The sequence below is a fragment of the Azospirillum aestuarii genome, assembly GCF_016632405.1.
Lineage (GTDB): Bacteria > Pseudomonadota > Alphaproteobacteria > Azospirillales > Azospirillaceae > Azospirillum > Azospirillum aestuarii.
Genome location: NZ_JAEPIV010000005.1, coordinates 1 through 16,314, shown reverse-complemented (window position 1 = coordinate 16,314; position 16,314 = coordinate 1). Strand labels below are relative to the sequence as shown.

At 67.8% G+C, this 16,314-nt stretch carries 17 protein-coding genes and 1 tRNA gene; 12 read left to right on the top strand and 6 right to left on the bottom strand.

Annotation, left to right across the window (positions count from 1 at the left end; genetic code table 11):
- Window positions 1–15 precede the first annotated feature (15 nt).
- The 5 genes from plsX (at window position 16) to JJL56_RS12455 (ending at window position 3,230) form a co-directional block, all read left to right on the top strand.
- On the top strand, window positions 16–1,068 hold the full coding sequence (plsX, locus tag JJL56_RS12475) for a phosphate acyltransferase PlsX (protein ID WP_145625927.1): 1,053 nt from the start codon (window positions 16–18) through the stop codon (window positions 1,066–1,068).
- A 4-nt stretch (window positions 1,069–1,072) separates the two neighbouring features.
- On the top strand, window positions 1,073–2,044 hold the full coding sequence (locus JJL56_RS12470) for a beta-ketoacyl-ACP synthase III (protein ID WP_200485296.1): 972 nt from the start codon (window positions 1,073–1,075) through the stop codon (window positions 2,042–2,044).
- A gap of 138 nt (window positions 2,045–2,182) precedes the next feature.
- Entirely contained in the window at window positions 2,183–2,521 is a 339-nt protein-coding gene (locus JJL56_RS12465; RefSeq protein WP_014240747.1) for an integration host factor subunit alpha, read from the top strand.
- A gap of 40 nt (window positions 2,522–2,561) precedes the next feature.
- On the top strand, window positions 2,562–3,068 hold the full coding sequence (locus JJL56_RS12460; RefSeq protein WP_200485295.1) for a MerR family transcriptional regulator: 507 nt from the start codon (window positions 2,562–2,564) through the stop codon (window positions 3,066–3,068).
- A gap of 85 nt (window positions 3,069–3,153) precedes the next feature.
- Window positions 3,154–3,230, top strand: a tRNA-Pro gene (locus tag JJL56_RS12455).
- 148 nt (window positions 3,231–3,378) lie between these two features.
- Here JJL56_RS12455 and JJL56_RS12450 read toward each other — a convergent pair.
- Window positions 3,379–5,118, bottom strand: a complete 1,740-nt coding sequence (locus JJL56_RS12450; protein WP_200485294.1) for a cation:proton antiporter domain-containing protein — start codon at window positions 5,116–5,118, stop codon at window positions 3,379–3,381.
- A 374-nt stretch (window positions 5,119–5,492) separates the two neighbouring features.
- Here JJL56_RS12450 and JJL56_RS12445 point away from each other — a divergent pair, with 374 nt between their 5' ends.
- Window positions 5,493–5,750 carry a hypothetical protein gene (locus JJL56_RS12445; RefSeq protein WP_247890609.1) on the top strand — a complete coding sequence of 86 codons (258 nt, stop codon included), beginning with the start codon at window positions 5,493–5,495 and terminating at the stop codon, window positions 5,748–5,750.
- 54 nt (window positions 5,751–5,804) lie between these two features.
- Here JJL56_RS12445 and JJL56_RS12440 read toward each other — a convergent pair whose 3' ends face one another.
- Genes JJL56_RS12440 through JJL56_RS12420 form a run of 5 tightly spaced genes read right to left on the bottom strand, consistent with a single transcriptional unit; the run spans window position 5,805 to window position 9,748 of the window.
- A complete protein-coding gene (locus JJL56_RS12440; protein WP_145625922.1) occupies window positions 5,805–6,302 on the bottom strand; it encodes a DUF934 domain-containing protein in 498 nt (165 codons plus the stop codon).
- A complete protein-coding gene (locus JJL56_RS12435; RefSeq protein WP_145625921.1) occupies window positions 6,289–7,977 on the bottom strand; it encodes a nitrite/sulfite reductase in 1,689 nt (562 codons plus the stop codon). Before JJL56_RS12435 ends, JJL56_RS12440 begins: the two co-directional genes overlap by 14 nt.
- Window positions 7,978–8,012: 35 nt before the next feature.
- Window positions 8,013–8,345, bottom strand: a complete 333-nt coding sequence (locus tag JJL56_RS12430) for a DUF2849 domain-containing protein (protein WP_186452927.1) — start codon at window positions 8,343–8,345, stop codon at window positions 8,013–8,015.
- Between the two features lie 24 nt (window positions 8,346–8,369).
- Complete coding sequence (cobA, locus tag JJL56_RS12425; RefSeq protein ID WP_345772571.1) at window positions 8,370–9,194, bottom strand: uroporphyrinogen-III C-methyltransferase; 825 nt, start codon at window positions 9,192–9,194, stop codon at window positions 8,370–8,372.
- Window positions 9,191–9,748, bottom strand: a complete 558-nt coding sequence (locus JJL56_RS12420; protein ID WP_200485291.1) for an NAD(P)-dependent oxidoreductase — start codon at window positions 9,746–9,748, stop codon at window positions 9,191–9,193. The genes cobA and JJL56_RS12420 overlap by 4 nt, the downstream gene beginning before the upstream one ends.
- A gap of 209 nt (window positions 9,749–9,957) precedes the next feature.
- Here JJL56_RS12420 and JJL56_RS12415 point away from each other — a divergent pair, with 209 nt between their 5' ends.
- The 6 genes from JJL56_RS12415 (at window position 9,958) to JJL56_RS12390 (ending at window position 16,177) form a co-directional block, all read left to right on the top strand.
- A complete protein-coding gene (locus JJL56_RS12415; protein ID WP_145625919.1) occupies window positions 9,958–10,692 on the top strand; it encodes a phosphoadenylyl-sulfate reductase in 735 nt (244 codons plus the stop codon).
- Window positions 10,689–11,486 carry a sulfate adenylyltransferase subunit CysD gene (gene cysD / locus JJL56_RS12410; protein WP_014240756.1) on the top strand — a complete coding sequence of 266 codons (798 nt, stop codon included), beginning with the start codon at window positions 10,689–10,691 and terminating at the stop codon, window positions 11,484–11,486. The genes JJL56_RS12415 and cysD overlap by 4 nt, the downstream gene beginning before the upstream one ends.
- An 18-nt stretch (window positions 11,487–11,504) precedes the next feature.
- On the top strand, window positions 11,505–13,379 hold the full coding sequence (gene cysC, locus JJL56_RS12405; protein WP_200485290.1) for an adenylyl-sulfate kinase: 1,875 nt from the start codon (window positions 11,505–11,507) through the stop codon (window positions 13,377–13,379).
- A 196-nt stretch (window positions 13,380–13,575) separates the two neighbouring features.
- Entirely contained in the window at window positions 13,576–14,607 is a 1,032-nt protein-coding gene (locus tag JJL56_RS12400; protein ID WP_145625916.1) for an ABC transporter substrate-binding protein, read from the top strand.
- 5 nt (window positions 14,608–14,612) lie between these two features.
- A complete protein-coding gene (locus JJL56_RS12395) occupies window positions 14,613–15,377 on the top strand; it encodes an ABC transporter permease (protein ID WP_186452926.1) in 765 nt (254 codons plus the stop codon).
- Window positions 15,378–15,448: 71 nt separating this feature from the next.
- The gene (locus tag JJL56_RS12390; protein WP_345772570.1) at window positions 15,449–16,177 is read left to right on the top strand and encodes an ABC transporter ATP-binding protein; all 729 of its coding nucleotides are present in this window, start codon (window positions 15,449–15,451) and stop codon (window positions 16,175–16,177) included.
- Window positions 16,178–16,314 lie beyond the last annotated feature (137 nt).

The following is a 16,314-nucleotide window of genomic DNA, read 5'->3' as shown; positions in this document are numbered from 1 at the left end:
GGGAGCCTGTCCGCGGTGAGCCAGCGCCTGACCATTGCCCTTGATGCCATGGGCGGTGACAAAGGACCCGACATGGTGATCGCCGGGGCGGATATCGCCCGCGAGCGTCACCCGCAGGTGCATTACCTGCTGTTCGGGGACACCGCCCGCATCGAGCCGCTGCTCGCGCAGCGGCCCGCCTTGAGAGCGGTGGCCGAGGTGCGCCACACCCCGGACGCCGTGGCCGGCGACGCCAAGCCGTCGGTCGCGTTGCGCGCCGGGCGCCAGTCGAGCATGCGTCTCGCCATCGATTCGGTGGCGAGCGGGCAAGCCGCCTGCGTGGTGTCCGCTGGCAACACCGGCGCGCTCATGGCCATGGCGAAGTTCGTGTTGAAGACGATTCCCGGCATCGACCGTCCGGCCATCGCCTCGTTCTTCCCGACCCTGCGGGGGGAGAGCGTCATGCTCGACCTCGGCGCCAACACCGAATGCCAGCCCGAGAATCTCGTGCAGTTCGCCGTGATGGGCGCGGTCTTCGCGCGCACCGCGCTGAACCTGTCCGAGCCGACCATCGGCGTGCTGAACATCGGTTCGGAAGAGGTGAAGGGGAACGAGGTGGTGCGCGCCGCCGCTACCCGTCTGCGCGAGATGCCGCTGCCGGGGCGTTTCCACGGATTCGTCGAGGGCAACGACATCGCCACCGGAACGGTGGACGTGATCGTCACCGACGGCTTCACCGGCAATGTCGCCCTGAAGACCGCCGAAGGCACGGCGAAGCTCTTCACGGAGTTCCTGCGCCGGACGTTCCAGTCCTCCTGGACGGCGCGCCTCGGCTATCTGCTGGCCCGCGGGGCCTTCAAGCGGTTGAAGCAGCGCACCGACCCGCGCCGCTACAACGGCGCCATGTTCCTGGGCCTGCGCGGCGTCTGCGTGAAGAGCCACGGGGGCACCGACGCCATCGGGTTCGCCAACGCCATCGGTGTGGCCTGCAATCTGGCGGCAAACGGTTTCAACGACCGAATCAAGGAAGAGATGCAGCGTCTCGGCGACGCCAAGCCTCTTCCCGACACGAAGGCGGCGGCGGTCTAACATCATGGTCAAGCGTTCTCGGATTCTCGGCTGCGGTTCCTACCTCCCGGCCAACGTCGTCACGAATCGCGATCTCGAAGCCCGTGTGGACACCTCGGACGAGTGGATCGTCCAGCGCACGGGCATCAGGTCGCGCCACATCGCCGCCGACGGGGAACTGACCTCCGACCTCGCCATCGCCGCGGCGGCCCGCGCGCTGGAGCATGCCGGGGTGGACGCCGCCAGCATCGACTGCATCGTGCTGGCGACGACGACTCCCGACAACACCTTCCCGGCCACCGCGACGAAGGTGCAGGCCGCGCTGGGCACGAAGGGCTTCGCGCTGGACATCCAGGCGGTGTGCGCCGGTTTCGTCTACGCCATGTCGATCGCCGACAACTTCATCCGCATCGGGCAGGCCAACCGCGCCCTGGTCATCGGCGCGGAGACCTTCTCCCGCCTGCTCGACTGGAAGGACCGCACCACCTGCGTCCTGTTCGGCGACGGCGCCGGGGCCGTGGTGATGGACGGCTACGACGCCGCCGGTACATCGGCGGACCGCGGCGTGCTCTCCACGCACCTGCATTCGGACGGCGCCCAGTACGGGCTGCTCTACGTCGATGGCGGCCCGTCCACCACCGGCACGGCGGGGCATGTGCGGATGAACGGCCAGGACGTGTTCCGCCACGCCGTCAGCAAGCTGTCCTCGGTCGTCGAGGAGGCGCTCGCCGCCAACGGGCTGGAGCCTTCTGAGGTGGATTGGCTGGTGCCGCACCAGGCCAACCAGCGGATCATCGACGGCATCGCGCGCAAGCTGAAGCTGCCCACCGACAAGGTCGTGCTGACGGTCGACCGTCACGGCAACACCTCCGCCGCGTCGATTCCGCTGGCTCTGTGCGAGGCGGTGCATGACGGCCGCGTGAAGCGCGGCGACCTGATCCTCATGGAAGCCATCGGCGGTGGCTTGACCTGGGGTGCCGCGATGGTGCGCTGGTAAGCGGCGCACCCGCTTTGGTTCCCCAAAGGGCTGCGCTTGCTGCGCTGCTCACAACGACGCGATCCAAGCTTTTGAATTGACCGGGTTCTTTCCCCGGATTACGGTTTTTCCCCTATGGTTTCGGGGGGGAAGCGAACCATGTCACAGAACACTGTTACCCGCGCGCAGCTCAGTGAAGCGGTCTACCAAGAGGTCGGCCTGTCGCGCAACGAATCCGCCGATCTGGTCGAAAGCGTCCTTGAGGAGATCTCCGACGCCTTGGCCCGCGGCGAGATGGTCAAGATCTCGTCCTTCGGCAGTTTCCAGATCCGGCAGAAGGGCCAGCGGGTGGGCCGCAACCCGAAGACCGGCGAGGAAGTGCCGATCCTGCCCAGGCGCGTCCTGGTCTTCCGGGCGAGCCATGTCCTGAAGAACCGCATCAACGAGGTCGTGGAGGCGGAGGAAGCCGAGGCGCAGCGCGTGAAGGCGGTCTCCTGAGCCGCCGCACCGACCGGCCGACAACAGAGGTTTCCCGGATATGAAGGCGCGCGGCACCACGAAGTCCGCCACGGCGTTCCGCACGATCAGCGAAGTGTCGTCCGACCTGGACGTGCCGCAGCATGTGCTGCGTTTCTGGGAAGGCAAGTTCCCGCAGCTTCGTCCGCTCAAGCGCGGCGGGGGACGGCGCTACTATCGCCCGGAGGACGTGGAACTGCTGCGGCAGATCCAGAACCTGCTGTATGGCGAAGGCTACACGATCAAGGGTGTCCAGCGCCTGCTGAAGGACGGGAAGGTGGACGATGATCCGGACGCCCGGAGGAGGGTGGAGGACGCACCGGAAGAACCGGATGCACCCAACGCCTTTGAAGCCGTTCCGGACGAGGCGTCCGTGGCCTTGGCCGCCGAGGAGGAGGACGCTCCAATCGTTGCGCTCGCCAGCATGTCGGACACCATTCGGCAGGCCATAGCCCAGGCCCTCGACGAGCTGAGGGAGGCGCGTCTTCTGCTCGCTATGGGAGAAGAGAAGGAAATTCGAGAGGCGTGAAAAAAAGTGAACTGTAGCGCTTGCGTTGGACCAAGGTCCCGGCTATAGTCCCGCTCCCTTCCGGAACGAAGGGCGGTCCGTCGAACGGAGCGTAGCGCAGCCTGGTAGCGCATCAGACTGGGGGTCTGGGGGTCGCAGGTTCAAATCCTGTCGCTCCGACCAATGTTCCGGAAGATGAAAAGGCCTTGGAGCTGATCGGCTCCAAGGCCTTTTCTTTTGCTTTGTTCGTCCGAACGGCACACGGATGCCGCCGGGCCTCTGATGGAGAGGCCGGCGGCGGTTCCGCCAAGGATCGCGCCTTTGCCGGCGCTCAGGCGGCGCTCTCCGATGCGGCCACGGCGTCGTCGGTGGCGGCGTCCTGCTGGTTCATCTTGCGCCGCTGCGCGGCCATGTCGATCAGGGCGGTGCGCAGCGCCGGGTGGCGGGCGGTGAACTGGTTGAAGTCGCGCCGCTCCAGCACCTGGAACTGGCAGTAGTCGACCGCGGCGACGTCGGCGTTCCGCCGCTGGCCGCTCAGCAGGGCCATCTCTCCGAACATCGTGCCGGCGCCCAGCCGGATGGTCTGGCCGTCCATGAGCACCTCCACCGCGCCGGAGGAGATGAAGTACATGGCGTTGGCGCGGTCGCCCTTGCGGATGATCCGCTCGCCGGGAACCGCCGACTTGGGCCGGAACAGCATCATCAGCCGCTCCTGCTCGTGCGCGTCCAGAAGCGACAACACCGGGAAGGTCTTGGCCAGTGCCTGGATCTGCAGATCGTGCTCCTTCTCGCGCTCCTCAGCCTGATGGCGGGCGTCGGCGAGGCTGCTCTGAAGCTGCTCGAACTGTTCCCAGCCATAGGGCGGCACGCCGGCGGGCCGCTTGGCCTGGAGATGCTTGCGCAGCGCTGCAACGCCCGCGAAGACCGCTGGATTCAGCGTGATCGACAGCAGCGCGCCGGCCAGCACGAGGTCGCGTCCCTCCTCCGGCAACAGGCCGAGCGACAGGCCCAGCCCGACGAGGATGAAGGAGAACTCGCCGATCTGCGCGAGGCTCGCCGACACCGCCAGACCCATGCCCACCGGGAAGCGCAGCAGGATCACGATGCCGAAGGCGATCAGTGACTTGCCCACCACGATCAGGGCCACCACCGCGATGACCGCGAGCGGATCGCGCAGCAGGATCGACGGGTCGAACAGCATGCCGACCGACACGAAGAACAGAACGGCGAAGGCGTCCTGCAACGGCATCGAATCGGCGGCCGCCTTGTGGCTGAAACGCGACTCGTTCAGCACCACGCCCGCGAAGAAGGCGCCCAGCGCGAAGGACACGCCGAACAGCACCGCCGAGCCGTAGGCGACGCCGAGCGCGATGGCGAGAACGGACAGGGTGAACAGCTCGCGCGAACCGGTCCGCGCCACATTGGTCAGGATCACCGGGACGACGCGCGGGCCAAGGACGATCGCCAGAACCGAGAAGGCCGCCACCTTGCCCAGCGTGAGCGCCAGAGTCAGCCAGATCGGTCCGTCGGACCCGACGCCATGGTCCCCGGCGGCGCCCGGCGCGTGGCCGCCCAGGACCTCCGCCAGGGCCGGCAGCAGGACGAGTGCCAGGACCATCGCGAGATCCTCGACGATCAGCCAGCCGACCGCCACGCGGCCTTCGGCGGTGTTCAGCATGTCGCGCTCTTCCAGGGCCTTCAGCAGCACGACCGTGCTCGCCACCGACAGGCTTAGGCCCAGCACGAGGCCGGCGCCAAGACTCCAGCCCCAGAGCCACGCCAGCCCGACGCCGAGCACGGTGGCGAGACCGATCTGGCCGACCGCGCCGGGAATGGCGATTTTCCGGACCGCCAGCAGGTCCGATGGTGAAAAATGAAGGCCGACGCCGAACATCAGAAGAATGACGCCGATCTCGGCCAACTGGGCGGCCAAGCCGCTGTCCGCGACGAAACCCGGCGTGAAGGGACCGATGATGATGCCGGCCATCAGATAACCGACGAGGGGAGGCAAGCGAATGCGATCGGCGAGGTATCCGAAGATGAAAGCCAACCCAAATGCGATGGCGATCATGGAAATAAGTGGAACGTCATGAGACATGCGAAAACCCTGGCTGCATCGGCGCGATGCCGCATACTACGGATTTTGGCCGGCGGTGTGAGCAACGTTGTCGGGATTTTTCCAGTCGTTTGCGCGCGTTCGCGGGGACTAAAGTGCGATCCCCGCACATTCGTCTCAATTGCACAATGCTTCGGCATGGAGGTCGGAACCCATGCGGTGTGACTTTGCTGGCCCGTCGCGTTGCAGGGCTGGATAAGCGGGCCGGGACCGCTATGCTCCGCAGGCGGATGGTTGAGGTGAATGGCATGGCGAGCAAGAGACGCAAGGCATCCAGGAAGACCGGCCGAGGGCGGTCTGTCGCGGGACGCCCTCTGGCAGGCGAATCGATGGTCCTGGAAGGACGGGCGCCGCGACCGCAGGTCCGGACGTCCCCTGTTGTTCGAAGCCGGGGCAACGCGAAACGCGCCATCTCCCTGGACGGCGATTCGGGGGCCTTTCTCGGGCCCGAGCAACAGTATCTGCTGAGAAAGCGCCAGGAGGTCGAACGGCGCGAGGCACGGTGGCGGCGCACCGTGGCCGGGATGCTGGTGGTGGTCGCCGTCGCCGTGGCGGCGGGCCTGTACTGGGTGTTCAGCGGGATGTGAGCCGCGCCGCGCCCGGCCCCCATGGATCGGGAGGCGGGCGCGGCGGGAAGCGGGTCAGGACCCCAGGCGGCGGCGCAGCAGCGACAGCGGCTGCGGGTCGTCCAGCGACGGCTGGAAGGCGACGGTGATTTCCGTCAGGGCGTGCGCCCAACTCTCAGGGTTGGTGTTCTCCGGCGCCTCGGCGGAGGTGAAGCCGGTGCGCAGGAGGAAGCGGTATTGGTCGGGGATGACGTGCCCGACCGCCCGGATCTCACCCTCGTAGCCGTAGCGTTCCCGCAATTCGCGCGCGGTGGAGAAGCCGCGCCCGTCGCGGAATTTTGGGAACTCGATCGCCACCAGCGCGAAACGGTCGAGGTCCGGTGCGATGGCCGGGGCCAGGGTCCCGCTCTTGACCCGGACGCCCAGCGCCGCGTTGCGCCCGTCGAAGCTCGCGCGCTCCGCCTGCCAGCGCTCGAAGGTGACGATGGCGGGGCGGTCGGCGGGAACCGGCTCGCCGTCGGCGACCGCAACCCACTCGTCCTCGACGATGCGGCCGTCCTTAATGAGCGGCATAGACTCTCTCCTTGAACGGGCCGTGGCCGACGCGCTTCAGCGTGTCGATGAAGCGTTCCCCGTCGTGCCGGTTGGACAGATAGACCTCGACGATGGCCTCGATGGCGTCCACCGTCTCGTCGGCGGTCACCGCCGGGCCGAGGATGTCGCCGATCGCCGTGGTCAGGGTCGGGTCGCCGCCGACGGTGATCTGGTAGAACTCCTCGCCCTTCTTATCCACGCCCAGGATGCCGATGGCGCCGACATGGTGATGACCGCAGGCGTTGATGCAGCCGCTGATCTTGATGCCCAGCTCGCCGATGGCCTGCTGCCGCGCCGGGTCGGCGAAGCGGGCCGAGATGGCCTGGGCCAGCGGGATCGAGCGGGCATTGGCCAGCGCGCAGTAGTCGAGGCCGGGGCAGGCGATGATGTCGCCGATCAGCCCGGCGTTCGGCGTGCCCAGCCCGTTGGCCTCCAGCGCCGTCCACAGGGTGAACAGCGCGTCCTGCCGGACATGGGCGAGAACGAGGTTCTGGACGTGGCTGACGCGGAGTTCGCCGAAGCTGTGCGCGTCGGCCAGATCGGCGACCAGCTCCATCTGCTCCGACGTGGCGTCGCCGGGGATGCCGCCGGCGGGCTTCAGGGAGATGGTGGCGGCGGCGTAGCCGGGCACCTTGTGGGCGAGCACGTTGACCGCCACCCAGCGGGCGAAGTCCGGGTTCGCGGCCTTGGCGGCCTGGAAGGACTCCGGCTCGTCGGTCAGCGTCTCGAAGGCCGGGCCGCCGAAGCGGCGGCGGATCTCGTCGACGATCTCCGGGGCGAGGCGGTATTTCGGGCCGCGCAGGCGGGCGAACTCCTCCTCCACCTCCCGGGTGAATTTCTCCTGGCCCAGCTCATGGACGAGGATCTTGATGCGCGCCTTGTAGATGTTGTCGCGTCGGCCATACTGGTTGTAGACGCGCAGGATGGCTTCGAGATAGGCGACGAAGTCCTCCTCGGGCACCCAGTCGCGGATCAGCTTGCCGATGAAGGGCGACCGGCCGAGACCGCCGCCGACGTAGAAAGTGAAGCCGACCTCGCCCCGCTCGTTGCGCTTGGCGAAGACGCCGACGTCATGGACGCGGATGGCCGCGCGGTCGGCGTCCGACCCCATGATGGCGATCTTGAACTTGCGCGGCAGAAAGGTGAATTCGGGGTGCAGGGTCGTCCACTGCCGCAGGATCTCGGCGTAGACGCGCCCGTCCACCACCTCGTCCCGCGCCGCCCCGACGAACTGGTCGGTGGTCACATTGCGCACGCAGTTGCCGCTGGTCTGCAGCGCGTGCATGTCCACCTCGGCCAGCTCGTGCAGGATGGCCGGGGTGTCCTCCAGCTTGATCCAGTTGAACTGGAGATTCTGGCGGGTGGTGAAGTGGCCGTAGCCCTTGTCGTATTTGCGCCCGATTTCGGCCAGCTTGCGGAGTTGCCGCGAGGTCAGGACGCCGTAGGGAACGGCGACGCGCAGCATGTAGGCGTGGAGCTGGAGGTAGAGGCCGTTCATCAGCCGCAGGGGCTTGAACTCGTCTTCCGTCAGCTCGCCGGACAGGCGGCGCTCGACCTGGGCGCGGAACTGCTCCACGCGCTCCGCGACGAAGCGGCGGTCGATGTCGTCGTAGCTGTAGACCCCGGCGTTGCGGCCGGGCGCGATGTGGTTCATGGAACTCGCCCTAATAAGAATGTTGGCCGCCCGGTTCAGGCCGCAGCCTGCTTGCCGAGATCGATGCGGACGGTGGGGCCGAGCGCCCGGATGCGCTCCCGCGTCTTGACCGGCACCCGCTGCCCGTCCGCGACGCGCAGATCGAAGGCGTAGACGTCCACGGCGAACTGCTCGCCCTCGGCCTGGGCCTTGGCGGCGGCCAGAGCGGCGTCGGTTGCGGCGTCCTCGAACAGGGCGGCGTCGTCCAGACGCTCCACCCAGCGGAGATCCGGGCCGGGAGCGAGGAAGATCACCTCGCCGTCGCGCAGGCGATTCGCGGTGATGGCCTTCAGCACCGCCTCGTTGCTGGACTGATCGTTCAACGCCATGCCTTCAACTCCTAACACGTACGCTTACGCCGACACGGCGATGGGAAACGGATGCTGGCCGGTGGTCTGCTGCCACGCGCCGATCAGGGCGCGCAGCCGCACGACCTCGCCGACCACGACGATCGCGGGGCGCTTGGCCTGTAGACGCAGGACGTCCCGCGCGCAATGGGCAAGATTGGTCTCGATGACGCTCTGCGCCTCGGTGCTGGCGCTCGACACGATGGCGACCGGGGTCATCGGCGGCTTGCCGGCGGCTTCGAGCCGTTCGGCGATGGTCCCGATGGTGCCCAGCGCCATGTAGAAGACCAGCGCGCCGGGCATCCGCGCCAACACGTCCCAGTCCAGATCGGCGGGAAGACCGCCGGCCTTGTCGTGGCCGGTGACGAAGGTCGCGGTGGTGCCGAAGCCGCGGTGGGTCACCGGGATGCCGGCGTAGGCCAGCCCGCCGATCCCCGCGGTCACGCCCGGCACCACGCGGAAGGGAATCTTGGCCTCGGCCAGCGCCAGGCACTCCTCGCCGCCACGCCCGAAGACGAAGGGGTCGCCACCCTTCAGCCGCAGCACCCGCCGTCCTTCGCGCGCCAGCTCCACCAGCCGCGCGTTGATCGCCTCCTGCTTGGGGGAGGGGTGGCCGGCGCGCTTGCCCATGTCCACCAGAAGGGCGTCGGGGTTGGCGGCCTCCAGGATGCCGCCGCCGACCAGCGCGTCGTGGACGATGGCGTCGGCCTCGCCCAGCGCCTTGGCGGCCAGCAGGGTCAGCAGGCCCGGATCGCCGGGACCGGCCCCGGCCAGCCAGACGCTGCCCGGCTCGAAGGCGGGCAGGCGGGACAGAAGAGACGATGCGATCATGGCAGCCATCCTTTGGCGGCGATCAAATCCCGGCAGGCGCGCAGCACCTCGGGTCCCTTGGCACCCGCAGCGCGCAGGCGGTCGCGGAGCGCGGCCAGCTCAGCCAGCCGGTCCGCCCAGACGGCGGGGAACAGCGTCTCCAGCCGTTCGCGGAGGACCTGGGCCAGCGCCGGGCTCTTGCCACCGGTGGAGACGGTCATCAGAAGGTCGCCGCGTCGTATCACAGACGGCGCGTGGAAATCACAAAACGGAATTACGTCTTCGACGTTCACCAAGATGTTGCGGTCACGCGCCTGATGGGCCAGCGCCTCCGCGACGTCCTCCGATATCCCCACAACGAACAACACCTGCGCATTGTCCAAGTCGGTGGGCGAGGGCAGGGCACGCCGCAGGCCGTCACCGGCCAGAACTGCCAATTCCGCATCCGGTTCCGGTGAATAGACCGCTGGCGAAGCGCCGCCTTCCAGCAACTGCGCGAGGCGGCGCTTCGCCAGCGGTCCTTGGCCGACCAGCGCGATCCGCACATGCGTAGGGTCGAGGGCGATCGGGATCACCGCGTCCACCCGAAAAGCACACCGAAGGCATCGTGAATAGACATCATGGGCGCATTTAAGCGCGATGGCGGGGTGCAATCAACAGATTTCACAAACTCATTTAAACCTATAATACAAGTAGACAATGTATATGCATTGCAACGCCGTGAAACTGGTGTTAATGTGCAATTCAGAACAAATACTCCACTTCGTGGATAGGCAAACGGGCCATGCTTGATGGACTTGCTCGGGCTGTGAAACGCGACCGCGTGGCCGATCTGACCGAACGTTACGGACGGCTGGACGGGGCGGTGCTTCTGAACGCCCTTCTGCGTGATGAATTCGACGGCCGCGTCGCCGTGGTTTCGTCCTTCGGAACGGAATCGGCGGTGCTGCTCGCCTTGGCGGCGGAGGCCGACCCGTCCTTCCCGGTGCTCTTCGTCGACACGGGGAAGCTGTTCGGGGAAACGCTGCGCTACCGCGACAAGCTGATCGCCGCGCTCGGCCTGACCGGCGTGCGCACCATCGGCCCGACCGACGCGGAACTGGCCGCGGAGGACCCCGACGGTCTGCTGTTCACCCGCTCGCACGACGCCTGTTGCCATCTGCGCAAGACGGTGCCGCTGGACCGCGCGCTGGAGGGCTTCGACGCCTGGTTGACCGGGCGCAAGCGCTTCCAGGCGAGCACACGGGCCGCCCTTCCCCTGTTCGAGGCGGAAGAGGGGACGGGCCGCATCAAGATCAACCCGCTCGCCCATTGGGACCGCGAGCGGATCGACCAGGAATTCGCGCGGCGCAACCTGCCGCGCCACCCGCTTGAAGCCGACGGCTTCCTGTCCATCGGCTGCTTCACCTGCACCGAGCGTGTCGCTCCCGGTGCGGACCCGCGGTCGGGCCGCTGGGCCGGAACCGCCAAGACCGAATGCGGCATTCACACCTTCAAGAAGACCGGAACCGCACAATGACCGCCGATCTCGATTACCTTGAGAGCCAGAGCATCTACATCCTCCGCGAGGCCTACAACCGCATCGACAAGCTGGCTCTGCTGTGGTCGATCGGAAAGGACAGCAACGTCCTGCTCTGGCTCTGCCGCAAGGCGTTCTTCGGGCGCGTTCCGTTCCCGGTCGTCCAGCTCGACACCGCGATGGAGCTTCAGGAGGTCTACGACTTCCGTGACCGCATCGCCGGTGAGTGGGACCTCGACCTGCGGGTGGAGCAGTGCCCGCCGGAAGCGGACATGGACCAGACCCTGCCGCCGCTGACCCGCGCCGCCGCCCGCAAGACGGAGGGGCTGAAGAACCTGCTCCGCACCGGCAAGTACCAGGGCATCATGGTCGGCATCCGCCGCGACGAGCAGGCGACCCGCGCCAAGGAGCGCGTCTTCTCGCCGCGTTCGCTGGAAGGCGACTGGGACGTGAAGGACCAGCCGGCGGAGTTCTGGGACCATTACAAGACCCGGTTCGACGAAGGCACCCACGTCCGCATCCACCCGCTGCTGCATTGGACCGAACTGGACATCTGGCGCTATTCCAAGCGCGAGGGGATTCCCATCGTCCCGCTGTACTTCGCCAAGGACGGCAAGCGCTACCGCTCGCTGGGCGAGAAGAACATCACCTTCCCGGTGGACAGCACCGCCGGCACCATCGACGAGATCATCGCCGAACTGGTCGTGACCCGCATTCCGGAGCGCGCCGGCCGCGCCATGGACAACGAGGCCGAGGACAGCTTCGAGCGCCTGCGCAGCTCGGGCTACATGTAAGAAGCGGGGATTGGGACCATGGACATCCGGAACGAATTGAACGGCCAGCTCCGCATCGTCATCGTCGGCCATGTCGACCACGGCAAGTCCACGCTGATCGGGCGTCTGCTGAACGACACCGGCAGCCTGCCCGACGGCAAGGTGGAGCAGGTCCACGAGATGAGCCGCAAGCGCGGCATGCCCTTCGAGTGGGCCTTCGTGATGGACGCGCTCCAGGCCGAGCGCGACCAGGGCATCACCATCGACACCACGCAGATCCATTTCAAGACGGAGCAGCGCCCCTACGTCATCATCGACGCGCCGGGCCACACCGAGTTCCTCAAGAACATGGTGACCGGCGCCTCCCAGGCCGACGCCGCCCTGCTGGTGATCGACGCCGCCGAGGGCGCGCTGGAGCAGTCGCGCCGCCATGCCTTCCTGCTGCATCTGCTGGGGGTGCGTCAGGTGGCGGTCGCCGTCAACAAGATGGACCGGGTGGAGTTCGACCAGTACCGGTTCGAGGCGGTGTCCCACGAGATCCGCGCCTATCTGGCGGAACTCGGCCTGCACACCTCCACGGTGATCCCCATCGCGGCGCGCCACGGCGACAACATCGTCACCCGCTCCGACAAGGCGCCCTGGTACGACGGCCCGACGGTGGTGGAGGCGCTCGACGCCTTCCGCCCGCAGCAGGCGCCGACCGAGCTTCCGCTGCGCTTCCCGCTCCAGGACGTCTACAAGCCCGACGACCGCCGCATCCTGGCGGGCCGGATCGAGAGCGGGCGGCTGCGCGTCGGCGACACGCTGCGCTTCTCGCCGACCGGCGCCACCGCCACGGTGGTCAGCATCGAAGGGTGGAACCACAGCCAGCCCATCGTTGCCGCCCAGGCCGGGCAGAGCATCGGCATCACGCTCGACAAGCGCATCTTCGCCGAGCGCGGCCATGTCGCGCACCATGAGGAAGGGGCGCCGCACGTCACCCACCGGCTGGGCGTCCGCGCCTTCTGGCTGACCTCGGAGCCGCTGGCGGTCGGCAAGACCTACACGCTGAAGATCACGACGGGCGAGCACCGCGTGACGGTGGAGAGCATCACCGCCGTCATCGACATCGAGGACCTGTCGAGCACCCCGGCCAAGGCCGTCCACCGCAACGAGGTGGCCGAGGTCGTCCTGCGCTCCCGCTCGCCGATCGCGGTCGACCTCGCCTCGACGCTGTCGCGGACCGGGCGCGGCGTGCTGATCGACGGCCACGACGTGGTCGGCGGCTGCATCGTGGTGGAGGTGGACGAGGGTCCCGCCGCCTCGGCCAACACGACCGAGGTCTCGCACGCCGTCACCGCGGACGAGCGCAACGCCGCCAACGGGCACAAGGGCGGCGTCCTCTGGCTGACCGGCCTGTCCGGGGCCGGCAAGTCCACGCTGGCCATGGCGCTGGAACGCGCCCTGTTCGACCGCGGCTGGCAAGTCTTCGTGCTCGACGGCGACAATGTGCGCAACGGGCTGAACGCCGGGCTGGGCTTCTCGGCGGAGGACCGGGCGGAGAACATCCGCCGCGTCGCCGAGACGGCCAAGCTGTTCGCGGACGCGGGCGTTCTGGTCATCGCCTCGCTGATCTCGCCGCTCCAGGCCGACCGGGCGCGGGCGCGGGCCATCGGCGGCGAGCGCTTCCACGAGGTCTATGTGGCCGCCGATCTTGCCACCTGCGAATCGCGCGACCCCAAGGGCCTGTACCGCCGGGCGCGCGCCGGAGAGATCCCGGAGTTCACCGGCGTCTCCGCCCCCTACGAGGCCCCGGAGTCGGCGGAGCTGACCATCGACACCGGCACGGTCACCACGGTGGAGGCACTGGGCGAACTGCTCGACTATGTGGACGGCGCGTTCGGCCGGAACGCCCTGAAGCGCGGCCGGGTGTAACGGCTTCGCTCTTCCGTTCTGGAAAAAGCCCCTTCGCGGCGACGCGAAGGGGCTTTTCCTATAGTGGTTCTGATTTCACATGCCAAAACGTATTATGTGAAATAAGTCATTTCATCACTTGCAGATGTGTAATTTGCTCTTCCTTCCGATAGGAGATGTGCTAAATAGGCGGGCAATTTTCTGCGAGGATGGAACCATGACCGCCCTGACCCGACGCTCCGCAATGCTGGCCGTGGCCGCCGTCGCCTCCCTGGCCGCCCTCACGCCCGGTGCGGCCCGCGCAGCCGATCCGGTTAAGCTGGAGGTCGGCTACATTCCCATCCTTGCCGCCGCGCCGCTGTTCATCCTGGAAGGGGAAGGCTGGGCGCGTGAGGCCGGCATCGACCTTAAGCTGACCAAGTTCGAATCCGGCCCGCACGCGATCCAGGCGATGGCCGCCGGCAAGATCGACCTGCTCTACGCCGGCGTCGCCCCGGTGCTGGTCGCCCGTTCGAAGGGCGCCGACGTGTCGGTGATCGCCAACTCGGCGGTCGAGGAGATGGTCGTTGCCAGCCGCGGCGAGTTTGCCAAGGCGCTGGGCGGCAAGGCCACCGCGGAGTCCATCGCGACGTTCGTCGCAGACAGCGGCCGCAAGGTGAAGATCGGCACGCAGCCGCCGGGTTCGGTCCCGGACACGGTGCTGCGCCATTGGCTGTTCAAGGTGGTGAAGGCCGACCCGGCCAACGTGGAGATCATCTCCATGGGCATCGAGAAGACCCAGCAGGCCCTGCTCGCCGGCGCCCTCGACGCGGCGACGATCCGTGAGCCGACGGTCACCGTGACCCAGAAGGTCGATCCGAACGTCGGTCTGCTCGCCACCGGCGCGGAGATGTTCCCGAACCAGCCCGGCACCGTGATCGCCGTCCGTGGTCCGGTCGCCAAGGAGCATGGCGAGGCGCTGACCCGCCTTCTCAAGGCGCACATCCGCGCCGTGGACCTGATCGCCAAGGACCCGGCCCGCTCCGCCAAGGTCGCCAACGAGTATCTGGGCAAGGGCCTGATGGAGCCGGCCACGCTGGAGGCCGCCTTCCGCTCGCCGGGGTCCAAGTTCGTCGCCGACCCGCACGGCGTCGTCCCGGCGGTCGAGCAGATGATGGCCTACGCCAAGGAGATCGGTTCCGCCGAAGGCACCATCCCGGTGGCGGAGGCGTTCGACTTCCGCTTCTACGACGCGGCCGCCGCGAAGTAAGCGCGATGCGTCAACCGTTGAAGCTCCACAGCTCCATCGCCCTGTCGGCGCTCGGCGTCGGCGCTTTCCTGCTCGCCTGGGAAGCGCTGGCGCGCAGCGGCGTCGTGCCCGCCGGGCTGCTGCCGTCGCCCAGCGCGGTGCCCGGCGCCTTCCTGGCGGAGTTCCGCTCCGGAACCTGGCAGGCGATGGTCTTCGCCAGCCTGTCTCACTACCTGTCGGGACTGGCGCTCGGCACCGTCCTGGGCATCACCTTCGGCACGGCGGCGGCGACCTGGGGGGTGTGGGACGCCTTCCAGGCCTGGGTGGTGCGCATGCTGCGCCCCATCCCGTCCATCGCCTGGATTCCCTTCGCCATCATCTGGTTCGGCGTCAGCAAGTCGGCGGCGACCTTCCTGATCGCCCTGACGGTGTTCTGGATCAACTACTACGCCACCTACAGCGCGGTGCGCGGGGTGGACAAGGACCTGATCGAACTCGGCCACGCCTTCGGGCAGGGCGGGCTGATCCCGCGCCTGTTCAAGATCGTCCTGCCCGGCGCGCTGCCGGGCATCCTGTCCGGCGTGCGCGCCGGGCTGGGGCAGGGCTGGATGACCGTGGTGGCGGCGGAGCTGTTCGGCATCTCCGGCCTGGGGGCGCGCATGTCCGACGCCTCCGGCCTGCTCGCCACGCACATCGTCGTGCTCTACATGGTCACCATCGCGGCGCTCTACGGCGTGTGCGACTTCCTGTTCATGCAGGTTCAGCAGCGGGTGCTGGCATGGCAAAAGTGAACGGCGCAAAAGTGAACGGCGCAAACGTGAACGGCCCAAATGGGAACGGCCCAAATGGGAACGGCTCTGCCGTGATCGACCTGAAGGGCGTCGCCATCGGCTACGGTGCCGAGGCTCCGCCGGTCCTCGTGGACGTCGACCTGTCCGTCGGGCGCGGCAGCTTCGTCGCCATCGTCGGGCCGTCCGGCGTCGGCAAGTCCACGCTGCTGCGCGTCGTCGCCGGGCTGCACACGGCGCGCGCCGGTGCCGTCACCATCCACGAGACGAAGAAGCCGGGCCACCGTCCGGTCAGCCTCGTCTTCCAGGACGCCCGCCTGCTGCCCTGGCGGCGGGTCGCCAAGAACGTCCGCTTCGGCCTGGAGGGCCTGCCGATCTCCACCGACGAGCGGGAGGAGCGGGTGGCCGCCGCGCTGCGCCTCGTCCGGCTGGACGATTACGGGCGGCGCTGGCCCTACGAATTGTCGGGCGGGCAGCGCCAGCGCGTCGGCATCGCCCGCGCCCTGGCCGTCGATCCCGACATCCTGCTGATGGACGAGCCGTTCGGCGCGCTCGACGCCATCACGCGGCACAGCCTTCAGGACGAGTTGCTGCGCATCCACCGCGAGACCGGCAAGACGGTGCTGTTCGTCACGCACGATCTGGAGGAGGCGGTGCATCTCGCCGACCGCATCATCGTGCTGGGCGGCAGCCCGGCGCGCATCGTGCAGGACGTTCGCAACGAGCCGGGTCGCGAGAGCGGCGGCTTCCGCGAACAGGTCGAGCAGTTGCGATCGGGGATCGCGGACAATTACAGCATTTGAGGGTGTCGAACCGGGCCCCCACCCAACCCTCCCCCGCTCCGCAGGGGAGGGCTTTTCTCCTCCCCCTGCGGAGCCGAGCCGTTCGCTTATCGTGGACCTATTCTAGGGTTGTGCTTCCGGGGGCTCGATTTGTTTCA

Bases quoted from the DNA above. Each gene is read 5' to 3' on its own strand.
- JJL56_RS12470 (WP_200485296.1), top strand. From the start codon at position 1,073: ATGGTCAAGCGTTCTCGGATTCTCGGCTGCGGTTCCTACCTCCCGGCC.
- JJL56_RS12465 (WP_014240747.1), top strand. From the start codon at position 2,183: ATGTCACAGAACACTGTTACCCGCGCGCAGCTCAGTGAAGCGGTCTAC.
- JJL56_RS12460 (WP_200485295.1), top strand. From the start codon at position 2,562: ATGAAGGCGCGCGGCACCACGAAGTCCGCCACGGCGTTCCGCACGATC.
- JJL56_RS12450 (WP_200485294.1), bottom strand. From the start codon at position 5,118: ATGATCGCCATCGCATTTGGGTTGGCTTTCATCTTCGGATACCTCGCC.
- JJL56_RS12445 (WP_247890609.1), top strand. From the start codon at position 5,493: ATGGTCCTGGAAGGACGGGCGCCGCGACCGCAGGTCCGGACGTCCCCT.
- JJL56_RS12440 (WP_145625922.1), bottom strand. From the start codon at position 6,302: ATGCCGCTCATTAAGGACGGCCGCATCGTCGAGGACGAGTGGGTTGCG.
- JJL56_RS12435 (WP_145625921.1), bottom strand. From the start codon at position 7,977: ATGAACCACATCGCGCCCGGCCGCAACGCCGGGGTCTACAGCTACGAC.
- JJL56_RS12430 (WP_186452927.1), bottom strand. From the start codon at position 8,345: ATGGCGTTGAACGATCAGTCCAGCAACGAGGCGGTGCTGAAGGCCATC.
- cobA (WP_345772571.1), bottom strand. From the start codon at position 9,194: ATGATCGCATCGTCTCTTCTGTCCCGCCTGCCCGCCTTCGAGCCGGGC.
- JJL56_RS12415 (WP_145625919.1), top strand. From the start codon at position 9,958: ATGCTTGATGGACTTGCTCGGGCTGTGAAACGCGACCGCGTGGCCGAT.
- cysD (WP_014240756.1), top strand. From the start codon at position 10,689: ATGACCGCCGATCTCGATTACCTTGAGAGCCAGAGCATCTACATCCTC.
- cysC (WP_200485290.1), top strand. From the start codon at position 11,505: ATGGACATCCGGAACGAATTGAACGGCCAGCTCCGCATCGTCATCGTC.
- JJL56_RS12400 (WP_145625916.1), top strand. From the start codon at position 13,576: ATGACCGCCCTGACCCGACGCTCCGCAATGCTGGCCGTGGCCGCCGTC.
- JJL56_RS12395 (WP_186452926.1), top strand. From the start codon at position 14,613: ATGCGTCAACCGTTGAAGCTCCACAGCTCCATCGCCCTGTCGGCGCTC.